Annotated in this window: 13 protein-coding genes; 5 read left to right on the forward strand and 8 right to left on the reverse strand. The window is 35.1% G+C overall.

Annotated elements, in window-relative coordinates:
• Positions 1-100 precede the first annotated feature (100 nt).
• Positions 101-1,030 (forward strand): replication initiation protein RepM, encoded by a 930-nt coding sequence (repM, locus tag H7R46_RS19145; RefSeq protein WP_005065049.1) that lies wholly within the window; start codon positions 101-103, stop codon positions 1,028-1,030.
• A 78-nt stretch (positions 1,031-1,108) separates the two neighbouring features.
• Positions 1,109-1,639, forward strand: coding sequence for a plasmid replication DNA-binding protein (locus H7R46_RS19150; RefSeq protein ID WP_005065050.1), 531 nt, complete (start codon positions 1,109-1,111; stop codon positions 1,637-1,639).
• Between the two features lie 231 nt (positions 1,640-1,870).
• Here the strand turns inward: H7R46_RS19150 and H7R46_RS19155 are convergent, their stop codons facing one another.
• On the reverse strand, positions 1,871-2,722 hold the full coding sequence (locus tag H7R46_RS19155) for a universal stress protein (protein WP_005065068.1): 852 nt from the start codon (positions 2,720-2,722) through the stop codon (positions 1,871-1,873).
• Positions 2,723-2,734: 12 nt separating this feature from the next.
• A complete protein-coding gene (locus H7R46_RS19160; RefSeq protein ID WP_005065066.1) occupies positions 2,735-4,222 on the reverse strand; it encodes a SulP family inorganic anion transporter in 1,488 nt (495 codons plus the stop codon).
• 512 nt (positions 4,223-4,734) lie between these two features.
• On the opposite strand from H7R46_RS19160, the gene H7R46_RS19165 reads away from it, so the two are divergent.
• Both H7R46_RS19165 and H7R46_RS19170 read left to right on the forward strand, forming a co-directional pair.
• Positions 4,735-5,022, forward strand: coding sequence for a BrnT family toxin (locus H7R46_RS19165; protein ID WP_002124950.1), 288 nt, complete (start codon positions 4,735-4,737; stop codon positions 5,020-5,022).
• Positions 5,009-5,320 (forward strand): BrnA antitoxin family protein, encoded by a 312-nt coding sequence (locus H7R46_RS19170; protein ID WP_086260804.1) that lies wholly within the window; start codon positions 5,009-5,011, stop codon positions 5,318-5,320. Before H7R46_RS19165 ends, H7R46_RS19170 begins: the two co-directional genes overlap by 14 nt.
• A 90-nt stretch (positions 5,321-5,410) precedes the next feature.
• Here H7R46_RS19170 and H7R46_RS19175 read toward each other — a convergent pair whose 3' ends face one another.
• The 6 genes from H7R46_RS19175 to H7R46_RS19200 all read right to left on the reverse strand — a co-directional run bounded on the left by H7R46_RS19175 (position 5,411) and on the right by H7R46_RS19200 (position 9,392).
• Positions 5,411-6,085: a HEPN domain-containing protein gene (locus tag H7R46_RS19175; protein WP_005065062.1), complete on the reverse strand. Its 675-nt coding sequence runs from the start codon at positions 6,083-6,085 to the stop codon at positions 5,411-5,413.
• Positions 6,086-6,136: 51 nt separating this feature from the next.
• Positions 6,137-6,538: a hypothetical protein gene (locus H7R46_RS19180; RefSeq protein WP_005065059.1), complete on the reverse strand. Its 402-nt coding sequence runs from the start codon at positions 6,536-6,538 to the stop codon at positions 6,137-6,139.
• A 91-nt stretch (positions 6,539-6,629) separates the two neighbouring features.
• A complete protein-coding gene (locus tag H7R46_RS19185) occupies positions 6,630-6,932 on the reverse strand; it encodes a helix-turn-helix domain-containing protein (protein ID WP_005065057.1) in 303 nt (100 codons plus the stop codon).
• Positions 6,933-6,936: 4 nt separating this feature from the next.
• A complete protein-coding gene (locus tag H7R46_RS19190) occupies positions 6,937-7,281 on the reverse strand; it encodes a type II toxin-antitoxin system RelE/ParE family toxin (RefSeq protein ID WP_005065055.1) in 345 nt (114 codons plus the stop codon).
• Between the two features lie 520 nt (positions 7,282-7,801).
• Complete coding sequence (locus H7R46_RS19195) at positions 7,802-8,119, reverse strand: hypothetical protein (RefSeq protein ID WP_000900860.1); 318 nt, start codon at positions 8,117-8,119, stop codon at positions 7,802-7,804.
• 388 nt (positions 8,120-8,507) lie between these two features.
• The gene (locus tag H7R46_RS19200) at positions 8,508-9,392 is read right to left on the reverse strand and encodes a MobA/MobL family protein (protein WP_005065070.1); all 885 of its coding nucleotides are present in this window, start codon (positions 9,390-9,392) and stop codon (positions 8,508-8,510) included.
• A gap of 455 nt (positions 9,393-9,847) precedes the next feature.
• Between H7R46_RS19200 and H7R46_RS19205 the strand changes: the two genes are divergently transcribed.
• Positions 9,848-10,561: a hypothetical protein gene (locus tag H7R46_RS19205; protein WP_182924265.1), complete on the forward strand. Its 714-nt coding sequence runs from the start codon at positions 9,848-9,850 to the stop codon at positions 10,559-10,561.
• Positions 10,562-11,158 lie beyond the last annotated feature (597 nt).

The raw sequence follows: 11,158 nt of genomic DNA on the forward strand, positions 1-11,158 counted from the left end.
CCTTAAAACTAGGTTTATCGACCCCAAATTAAGTCGATTTACAATTCAATTAAAATAGTCTATTGTACAACCTAGTTTAATTATAAATTTATTATTAGAAATGAGTGAATTAATCGTAAAGGATAATGCTTTAATTCAAGCTAGCTATACCCTAGATACAGTTGAACAAAGGCTGATCCTATTAGCCATTGCTGAAGCTCGGGAAACAGGGCACGGGATAACTGAAAATAGCCTTTTAGAAGTACATGCAAGTAGTTATATCAATACCTTTAATGTCGAGAAACACACTGCTTATACCGTGCTTCGGGATGCATCTAAAAGCTTGTTTGATCGCTATGTCACGTATCATGACATTAATCCTAAGACTGGTAAGGATCGTAGCTTTCACTGTCGTTGGGTCGATAAAATTGGATATGAACCTCAATCCGGGATCGTTTTCCTACGTTTCACGCAAGACATTGTTCCACTCATAACTCGACTGGAAGAAAACTTTACTAAATATGAATTGGAGCAGGTTTCGAGATTAACTAGCTCTTATGCTATTCGGTTATACGAGTTATTAATTCAATGGAGATCTGCTGGTAAAACGCCAATTTTTGATCTATCGATCTTTAGACAACAACTTGGTGTCGAAGCTCATCAATACAAAACAATGAGTAATTTTAAAACGTATGTTTTAGATTTTGCCCTCAAGCAAGTAAATGAGTTAACCGATATAACGGCTAAATATGAACAACATAAAAAAGGACGTTCAATTTCCGGTTTTTCTTTCAGTTTTAAGCAGAAAAAAACCAACTCTGACAAAGTAATTAAGGGAACGGATACATTAGCCCTTTTCACCAAAATGAGTGATAAACAACGTCATCTCTTTGCCAACAAACTTTCTGAATTACCTGAGATGGGGCAATATTCAGAAGGCACCGAAAGCTTCCAACAATTTGCTATACGCATTGCAGAAATGCTCCAAGATTATCAAAAATTCCAAGAATTATTCCCTTATCTTCAAAAAGTTGGCTTTGCACCTGCCTAAAATTTAAACTTGATCATTTGTTTATTAGACAGTCTAATAGACAACAACTTTTGACAGGTTTAGGCATAGATTTACAACATGAAAAGCCTTACAGTTCTCGAGCTTTCTAAGCTTTACAATATCAATAGACAAACGATTTACAACAACATAAAGAAAGGAATTTTAAGTAAAAATTCCCAGAATAAGATCGATCTAGCCGAGGCTATCCGTGTTTTCGGGGAACCTGTCAAAAAACAGGATGTAAAAGAACCTGTAAAAATAGACAGTCCAAATTCGGCAGAAGTTTTACTACTTAGACAGCAGATAGACATGCTGAAAAACCAGCTTGATGATGCCAAAGATCGGGAATCTTTCTATCAGAACCAAATTGAAACGATGCAACGCCTATTAGAAGCCCCAAAACCTAATATGACTACGTTTACCGATCAAGAATTAGTGCAACCCAGCATAGCCAAACCAGATCCCGAACCTGACACAGCAGAAGCTAAACATGACGGATTGACTACTCCAGAGCGGAGGGAAAATAAGTGGATTCCAGTGCCAGAGCACATTGAACCAGAGCCTGAGAAAAGAGGCTTTTGGAGCCGTTTTTTTAGACCCTATGATTAACCACGATTGTTTAATTAATATGAATAAAGTCGTGAAACTTTGATTAAATAATAAGCGTGGAACGTGAAAAATCATAAAAAAAAAGCCCACCTTGGGGAGGTTGGGCAAAAAAGAAACTACAGCGTTGATTTCTAAGGAAAATTATAACACATTTCGTATAAGGTGTATTATGTTAATTTTAGAAAATCTAAAAAAGGGATAGTTAAAAACTATCCTTTTATCTTTTAAAAATTATCTTAATAATAATACTGGTTTTGTAGAGCTTGATAACAATTTGGTCGTCGTACTACCAATAAAAAACTGGCGTATCTTTGAATGACCATATGCACCAATTACAATCATATCAATAACGTTTTTTTCTTGATAATCCAATATAGATTTCTCAACATCACCGTCAAGCATGCTATCAATTACATCAAAACCATTATTTGCAAGTAGCTCTTTTGCCCAAGTGACTTGTAATGTCATATCACTATTTGGCTTACCAACATATACCACATGAGCTGTCAGGGTTTTTAATAAAGGGCTATTTGCAATTTTGTCTACACAAATACGTGCAGTAGGACTTCCATCAAAAGCAATTAAAAAAGACTTAGGTGGACTAAAGGGTGAAGATGTTATTAATACGGGTTTATGAAGTGCACGAACAACATTTTCAATATGGGTTCCAACTTTACTGGAATCATGCTCGGTTTCAGCCCCATGTTTACCCATAACAAGAACACGAATATCCTCTTCCATTCCCATGATTGTCTCTAAAAGACTGCCGTGGCGTTGAAAACTTTGAGCATCAATAGAGAACTTCTCCAATAGATAATTCTTTGCTTCCCGAAGAAGAATTTGGCCATGCTCTAGTTCAATCTTCCCCTTACGCTCTTCAATTTCAACCAATTCTTTGAGCAAGGTTTCTCGACTTCCCAAGCCGATTGCACCGCTTAAATCTTGTGGTGCTTTCGCTTTTGGCTTATCAATAACATGTAATAACTTAAGCGGTGAACTAAGTTTATCGCTAAACCAAGCTGCATAATCACAAACGGTATTTGTTGCTAATGATCCATCAATACATGCAATAATTTTTGACATTTTTCATCCCTCTTAGTGGCTATTTAAGCGATCTAATGCATCTGGTTTATCATGGATGCCAAATTTATCGACTAAGGTTTTGCTGGCTTCATTCATTCCAATAAGTTCGACTTCTGTTCCTTCACGTCTAAACTTAATGACCACTTTATCTACGGCAGCGACCGCAGAAACATCCCAAAAGTGAGCCTGACTAACATCAATTACAACTTTTGAAAGTGCTTCTTTGAAATCAAATGCAGAAGTAAATTTATCTGCTGAGCTGAAGAACACTTGACCTGTTACCGTATAAGTACGGGTATTTTCAGGTTCATTAAATTCGGACTGAATTGCCATGTAGCGTTCAATTTTGTTGGCAAAAAATAATGCAGAAAGAAGTACACCAACTAATACGCCATAAGCCAAATTATGTGTCGCAACGACCACGATGACTGTAACGATCATCACAATATTGCTAGATAAGGGATATTGGCGGATATTGCGTAGTGAATCCCAGTTAAATGTTCCAATTGCTACCATGATCATGACAGCAACCAGTGCAGCCATTGGAATGGCTTTAAGCCAGTCACTGATAAACACCACCATAATTAACAGAAAGACCCCTGCACTAAATGTAGATAAACGGGTACCCCCACCAGATTTCACATTAATAATCGATTGACCAATCATGGCACAGCCTGCCATTCCGCCTAAGAAACCTGAAGCAATATTGGCAACGCCTTGTCCTTTACACTCACGGTTTTTATCACTATTGGTATCTGTTAAATCATCGACAATCGTTGCTGTCATCATAGATTCAAGCAAACCTACGGCTGCTAATCCCAGTGAATAAGGCAAAATAATCGTTAAGGTTTCAAGATTTAAAGGAATATCAGGAAGCAAGAAAATTGGAAGCGTATCCGGTAATTGCCCCATATCTCCGACGGTTCTTACATCTAAACCAATGAATAAGGCAAAGAGCGTAAGTAAGACAATACAGATGAGAGGAGAGGGTAAAAGCTTCCCTATCACTGGAATATAAGGGAATAGATAAATAATGGCTAAACCACCAATTGTCATCGCATAGACATGCCATGTCACATTAGTGAGTTCAGGTAATTGAGCCATAAAAATTAGAATAGCCAGGGCATTCACAAAGCCAATCACAACTGACTTGGATACAAACCGCATCAAGGCACCTAATTTTAGATAGCCGGCTAAGATTTGAATAAATCCTGTCAAAATTGTGGCTGCTAATAAGTATTGCAGACCATGCTCTTTAACCAGTGTTACCATTAATAACGCCATGGCACCGGTTGCCCCAGAAATCATACCAGGGCGACCACCTACGAAAGCAATCACCACGGCAATACAGAATGAAGCGTATAACCCGACTTTAGGATCGACACCTGCAATAATAGAGAAGGCAATTGCTTCAGGAATTAGAGCCAAAGCGACAACAATACCCGCAAGGACATCCCCGCGAATATTAGAGAACCATTGTTCTCGAATAGTGGATAACATGAAATAGCCTATTTTTTTAAATTTTAAGAAAGGCTAGTGATGTGATATATACGACACACAAGCTACTACACCACATCACTAGACAGTGATGAGTTATTTACTGATTTAAGAGGTAAATAAACTTATGGTGGCGTAAGTGTCATATTAAGAAAGATATCTATTTTGGAGGATTTCGGGGGCAATCATAGCAGCTAGCCCCTTTTCTATCCACCCTAAACGCAGTACTGAAGTAAAAGCTAAGAATTATCATAGATAATTTTAGAATTGATTTATGCCCATTTAACATAATGGGCGTTATCCGAAATCGTCTTTTATAAGTTAAATAAAATCATATGCTTAACTATTTTACATCACCCGTAACCACCGCAAAAATCCGCTTTGGAAACAAAGCGGATTTTTTTTGAGCAAGTTTGATACTTCTTGCCAATAATTTTGACTAAAAATTACTCCAATTAGCTTGAGTGATACAAATTTGTGATACATTATTGTATATACAAATTTGAATGTTTTTTATGGAACTGTATTTCGAATGGGATGAGGCTAAAAACCAAAAGAATCAGAAAAAACATGATGTATCTTTTGAAACGGCAAGCCTCGTTTTTGAAGATCCTTTACGGATCTCAATCCAGGATCGACATACCAATGGTGAAGAACGTTGGCAAACGATCGGTATGGTTAAAGGTGTACTGATGTTATTGGTGGCTCATACAATCATTGACGATGATGACTGTGAGATCATACGAATCATTAGTGCAAGGCAAGTCACTAAAGCGGAACGCAATCAATATGAGCATGGTTAGATATACACGCAAAGAACTGAATGAAAAATTCAGTGACAAGCAAGATGCTGAAATTAAACGCTTGCTTGCAAAAGGAACTGTACCAGATGAACAATTAGATCTATCTGACATTCCTGAGATTACCGACTGGAGTCATGCTGTTCGCCATGGGCAATTTTATCGTCCAGTGAAGCAACAAACATCTGTTCGTCTAGATGCAGATGTACTTGCATGGTTAAAGGCTCAAGGCAAAGGCTATCAGACACGCATGAATAAAATTCTGCGTGAAGCAATGCTAGAAGATATTAAGAATCATTGATGAAAATGGGAGCTATAGACTCCCATTTTTGCTTCGCATAAGAGATTTTATGTTAAATAATTAAATTTTTTCTATGTAAATCTGACAGTCTTACGAAGAGTAAGCTAGTAGAAATCTTTCGATATCTTCGATCATCCTGTGAACATCTTCTTTTGTAAACTGATCATAATCTCCATGGGCCGCATTATTTCGAATATCAGCCATAGCTGTAATTAGTTTTTGCTGTAGAGGGTTATAAACTCCCGCTTTTGCCAAGTCTTCATTCAATCGTGTTAATTTTTTCTTCTCTAATTCTATTCCATTATTCAAACATAGTTCTTTAATTGCGGTTTCTAGAACTACACCAGCAATTACAGCAGCTGAATTTTTATAACCACTACTTAACAGCGATCGTGCTTGTTCTAATTCACTATCAAAAACTTCAGCTTGAACAATTTGCTTGAAAGAAGTTAAAAAACCATTTTTAAAATCATCATACGATGCTTTTAAAATTGGAATTAACCTACTGATTATTCTAGTATTAGTATCAAAGCTCTGTGTTTCTTCAGCATCTAAAAAATCACGGTAATGAATAGAATGTTCACCACATGATAGTAATAATAGATTTTTAACTTTAACTTTCCATTCAAGATAAAGAGCATCCCCCTCATCACCCAAAGTATCATAGCTACCGCTATATTCTGAGTAAGCTTTTTTTGTCATAGCTTTGATGGAAGCAGAATCGGTTAGTAGTTGTTCATAACGCTGTAATATTTTTTGACTCATGTTTACTCAGTTTTTTAGGGTTTCCAAATTAAGTAATTGAACTCTATAAATCTATTTAGATGAAAATTGGAAAATTAATGAAAACAATAAACTACTGAAAGATATCCAAAGATTAGGATCTTTAAATTTTTCTTTAAGGCCTGAAGTCATTAATTTTTGAGATATTTCTTCTTGATTAGTTGATTCCAGAAGGTTTTGAATAACTGATGCCAATTCATAAGGCTGAATAGTATCTGGAAGTTTTGGGGCTAATTGAGTAAGAATGATTTCTAATGGTGATTGTTGCGGTGAGCCAATAGTAATTCCATTCCCTTTATTGTTTGAGAAATAGCCATTAGATATGGTAATACTTCTGAAATCCTCAGGATTATTTATTCTTAGCCCATCACCATCATTATAAGATGAGTTGATTCCATCAAGATTTAGATGATCGTTCTGTTTTTTATCAGTCATATATAAGCCTTTATCTTTTGAATGATTTATAACTTATATCATACTGATCAGACCAAATGAAAAAAGTGAGCTTAAACTCACTTTTCTATATCTATACATTGAATCCTATATGTTTCCCAGTTGGAAGTTCCACATCAATACGGAGCTTTCCTCCCATAGCTTCAACATACTTTTTCATGGTTGAAATCTTAAGATCATTGCCACGATTTTCTATTGCTGAAAGCGATGGCTGTTTTATTCCCAAAGTTTCAGCCAGTTCTTTTTGAGAGATTTCGAGTTCTTCACGAATAAGGTAAAGCTGATTTTCTAATAGCAATTCATCAGCCATTTTTTGAATACGGGCTTGGCTCTCAGGAGAGCGATTAGCCAATAATTCTTGTAGGGTCTTAGCCATCAGATTATTCTCCTAATGTTGAGAGATGAAGTTCATATTGCTTATCTGCAATTGCTAGCATCTCTGTATAAAAACGCTTTTTACCGCTCTTATCACCAATACACAGTACAATTGCTTGTCGTAATGGATCGAATGCAAAAAATGCTCTTAATGGTTTACCTCGATGCTGAACACGTAGTTCCTTCATATTGGTAAATTTAGAATCGTAGACGGTATCTACTAAGGGACGACCTAAACTTGGTCCTTGCAGTTGCAGAACAACCAACGCAGCTAAGACTTTCTCTTGTGTTATTTCATCTTGCTGTTCAAGCCATTCATTAAACAGATCCGTTGTAATGACTGTCCACATATTACAACCATAATATAGATTATAGTCTATATATTAAAGCTGATTGAATAACTTTGCAAATGGCAATAAAAAAGCCCGACATCCTGTCGGGCTTTTTCATATCGGGTGCTCGTCTTACTGATCTCGTGCTGCCCATTCCTTGCGCTATTTTCTTATTCTTGTTGTCTGGAGACATCCAGTTCCCTTATGTATTCATAATAGGGCTAGTACCTTGGATTACCAATCAGCAAAATCCTTAAATCTCTGTAAGCTTTAGCTTACAAAGTTGGCCTATTTTATCCCAAGAGTTGTCCGCAGAAATTGGGGATTATTTGTGAAGTGTGACCATTGAGAAATCAGGAAAAAATGAAAAACGAATGTTTTTTGATCGATTTTATTGGCTAAAAGTTACAGTTTTGCTTAAAAAGAAACCGACTTGTTTCCCAGTCGGTTTTTTGTGGTTTTTTAGGGGGATGAAAAATTTTTAACTATATGAAAAACAAGGAGATTTTAAAAAGCATTTCGTATAAGCTCTATTATGTTAAATGGAATGTTTATGAGAAATTAATAGTCTATTTTTGTTTGAGATTGAAGTATATTTAAAAAAGTTAAGTTGTTTTTTTAAATGCATAACTTCATCTTTTAGTTTTTTGATTTGTTGCTCTCTTTCGTCCTGTATAGGGTAAGTAAGTTCACCAAATTTTCTAACTAACTGACTGTATTCAATCAATTTATTGTAGTCAAGTTCGAAATCTCCGCTTTTTATATATTTAAGTATAGTCGAGCGAGGTTTTTTATACGCTATAGCAGCATCACTGATCGAAAATTTTTTTAAAAAATGATGATTTTTACCTAGCATACTATTTCACTTAAGGCATTATTAATTTCGTATATATATGTTAATAAAATTAACACATACAAGATATAAATCTTTAATCATTATTGGTTAATAATCGAACGTTTACTTTACACATGCCCTACTCTGATAATTTTTCTATTATTAAATCAATATGCTTTTAAAAATTTATATTATTAACATAATACACCTTATGCGAAAAACCTAGATTTTACATTTATGGGCAAAAATCTAGGTTTTCCTTATTGACCTGAATCAAAAACACAATCTATCCATCATTGCAGCCTAAAAAACACAAATTTTCCATGTTGTGGCTAAAAATCACTCACAATATGGATAAGTTTTTTCAAGATTCCATGTTCAAAAAACACAAATTTTCCACTTATAAAAATCAATCTAAGCTAAAGCCAGGATCTTTTTTCTGAGTAAGCACATGGCGTCTAGATATTTCTAAATCATATTCCTTGCCATAAAGTTCAGCATTGTTCTGATTTCTAATTTTTTTAATTGTGTTTTTTTGAGCTTCAACATCAAGCTGAATAATTGGATCAGCGCTATAAAGTTTCCAACGAGGGATTTGTGGTACATCCTGTAATTTGGTCCCGAATTTTTGATTGAAATCGTCATTAGATAGGCAACTGACCTGATTTTTCACTTCAATTTCTACACCATAAACCATTACTTTTTTAGTTGGTGCATATTTTTCTAAAAACAAATTCATTAATTCTTGAGTTTTTTCACGGAATACTTTGATTTGATTTCGCCCAAAACCTAATGCATCAGCTGTTAACTTTTGCGCACCACCTTGAGTTGGATTTTTTGGCCGGTACTGTTTAAAAAACTGCTCTGGTGGTCGTTCAATATCATCTGAAATTGTTCTTTCTGAATACATCAAATGTAAATGTGGTTGATCCTCTCCAGTAATTTCACTGGGATGATTATGAATGACTGCGGTATAAGGAAATTGATATTGTCCGGCAAACTGATCTATTAACTTCTGAACCAATTCTGCTCGTTGTTCTAGTATTAACTCTTTTGGTAAAGCAATGGTTAAAGTAGAGCTTGTTCTTCCCCGGGAAATTTCAAATTGATCAGCACTTTTCCAAAAAAGTTTTGGTTTATTTTCTGCCCATTTGGGCATATTTCCATACCGCATAAACTCTAATTTTTCATTGTCTTTTTGATTTTCAAAATGTGCCGTCCGAGTTAAATAATGGAATGCATTCAGAGAACTCTGCTCTTTTTTAATATTATGCTTTAGATTTAAATAAAACATCAGTTCACCTCAAACAAATTACGTGTAACGAAACAGCAAATTTTCTTGTAACAAGGGGCTAATTCTTGTTGCAGAGAGCAGTCTCTTCTTGTTGCAAACATCGATATTTCATCAAAAAAGTTTGTTGCACTCGTCTAAAATTCGCTGTTTTCCTTGTTGCACCCCTTTCCCATTTCTTGTAACGGCAGACATTGCTTACTTTTTCACCATTAAGAAAAATACCGTTAAAACCCGAAGAAAAACTCATAATTTAATAATTAAATCAGTGGTTTATGTAGCCTCCGCAGGAGCGAGTAGAAGTGTCTTTTTTTAACAATGATTGCTAAAGCAATCATTGTTAAAAAAAGACACGGAAACGAGATAAACAATATTTTATGTATAACATAAAATATTGTTTCAACACCATCAGAATTCCGCTAACATCAATTTAGATACCCAAAATCAGGAAATCCGCTTTGGCCGGTAGAAAAACATTTGCCTTAACACAACAAGAAATCATCGATTTGGATAAACATATTCGAGCGCTGCCGTTTAAAAGACGAATGCAAGATGCTTTTTTAGCAATGATTTCTGAACGAGAATCAATGAAACAACTGAATGAAGAAGATTTAAAACTTATTCAACGATGTCGTTATGAGCGCAATACTTATAATAAACGTATAGTTCAATTACGACTGATCCAAAAAACCGAGCCACAGAAATTAAAAAAATTAGAATTGAATATTCTAGAATTAAGTAAAAAAACAGATATTGATGCTTACTTTGCAATGCATGATGCATTAAATGAAGTTTTAAAAATTAAAAGAAATCAGACTTCTGAAAAGAATATTACAGCGAAGGTCGAACGAGTTTTAAACCCTGAGAAATATAACCAGGCCCCCCTTAGTAAATCTTTAAGAAAACAGCAAGACCACATTAAATATTTTATCGGATCACTATATTTAAACTTATTGGAACAAAGCGGTTTAGAGCGATCAAATTCAAACGAAGATTTAGATCGAATGCTCGATTTATTTAAGCAGGCACAATCCGGAGCAGAAAAGAACAATGCATTTAGCCTGGATCAAAATAGAAAAACAGATATTTTATCGGCTAAATCGCTATATGAAATGGAGAAATTGATTAAGCAAGCCAAAGAAGATCCAAGGAATCCTTTCAATAAAGCTTAGATTGACTCAAATAATAGGGTTTAAATACACTGTTGAAGCCGTATATGCCTTTTTTAGCCTAAACCTATATTCCCCATCAATAAAAAAATTAGAGTGCTCTAAACGCAAATTAGAGTATTTTGGAGATCATTTGATTTTACCGATAAGAACAAAGCGAGTGTCTACGAGCGATCCTTGGAAAATTTTGCCTAGACTCCCTGAAAAACCGCTTTTTAGGCTGTGAAACCTAAATAAGCATGGAAAAGTTGTAGAAATTTGAGTCTAGATCGAGCGTAGCGAGTAAAAAAGTTTTATGAGCGTAGCGAATTCCGAGTTGCTTTTGCTTTTTTAAAGTCACGTAAGTGCTCACCAAAAAATTGCCCCGACGAACTGAGCGAAAGCGAAGTTCAATAGAGTTTGAGCGAAGCGAAAACCAAGGGCAATTTTTCTTTACCTGGGCTTTTAATTATTTTTAATCTTTTAAATGCTTTTAAGTAAGCTGTAACCCTTTATTCATAATAGTTTTAGAGTTAATAAAACTAGGTTTATCGACCCATAAAACTAGGTTTATCGACCCATAAAACTAGGTTTATCGACCCATAAAACTAGGTTTATCGA

Source organism: Acinetobacter sp. BEC1-S18-ESBL-01, from assembly GCF_014169935.1.
Taxonomy (GTDB): Bacteria; Pseudomonadota; Gammaproteobacteria; order Pseudomonadales; family Moraxellaceae; genus Acinetobacter; species Acinetobacter pittii.